This window comes from Vreelandella olivaria (assembly GCF_023507745.1).
Classification (GTDB): domain Bacteria; phylum Pseudomonadota; class Gammaproteobacteria; order Pseudomonadales; family Halomonadaceae; genus Vreelandella; species Vreelandella olivaria_A.
In genome coordinates this window covers 1-704 of the sequence record NZ_JALPZO010000056.1, presented here as the reverse complement: position 1 = coordinate 704, position 704 = coordinate 1, and the positions used below count along the sequence as shown (strand labels likewise).

The 704-nt window shown below is 54.3% G+C and carries 1 protein-coding gene; it reads left to right on the top strand.

The window, feature by feature from the left end; all coding sequences use genetic code 11:
- The coding region (locus tag HP566_RS04415; protein ID WP_249976050.1) for an SAM-dependent methyltransferase at positions 1 to 655 on the top strand (655 nt) is incomplete at its 5' end.
- Positions 656 to 704: the final 49 nt, after the last annotated feature.

The following is a 704-nucleotide window of genomic DNA, read 5'->3' as shown; positions in this document are numbered from 1 at the left end:
AGCACGAGTACTCGACCTTGGTAGCGGTTCAGGCGAGATGCTGTGCACTTGGGCACGTGATCACGACATTGTCGGCACCGGCATCGACATGAGTTCGTTGTTCACCGAACAGGCGAAAAAGCGCGCTGAAGAACTCGGTGTTTCACATCAAGTCAAGTTCATTCATGACGATGCAGCGGGTTATGTTTCCGACGAAAAGGCTGATGTGGCAGCTTGTGTCGGTGCTACCTGGATTGGTGGAGGCATCGCTGGCACCATCAAGCTTCTTGCGCAAAGCCTGCGCGCAGGCGGAATCATCCTGATCGGTGAGCCTTACTGGCGGCAATTGCCACCAACAGAAGAGATTGCCAAAGGGTGTCTTGCCAACTCAATCTCTGACTTTCTCAGTCTTCCAGAGCTTATCGCGTCTTTTGGCAACCTCGGCTATGACGTTGTAGAGATGGTTCTAGCCAATCAAGACGGTTGGGACAGGTACGAAGCGGCCAAGTGGCTCACCATGCGCCGATGGCTTGAAGCGAATCCTAACGATGAGTTGGAGGAGGAGATTCGGTCTAAACTCATCTCGGAGCCGGAACGCCATGCAGCTTACACGCGAGAGTACTTGGGCTGGGGCGTGTTTGCGCTCATGCCACGGCTCTGTATCAAAAAGGCCTAACAATTCATTCAAGCCGACGCCGCTTCGCGGCGCGGCTTAATTCAGGCGT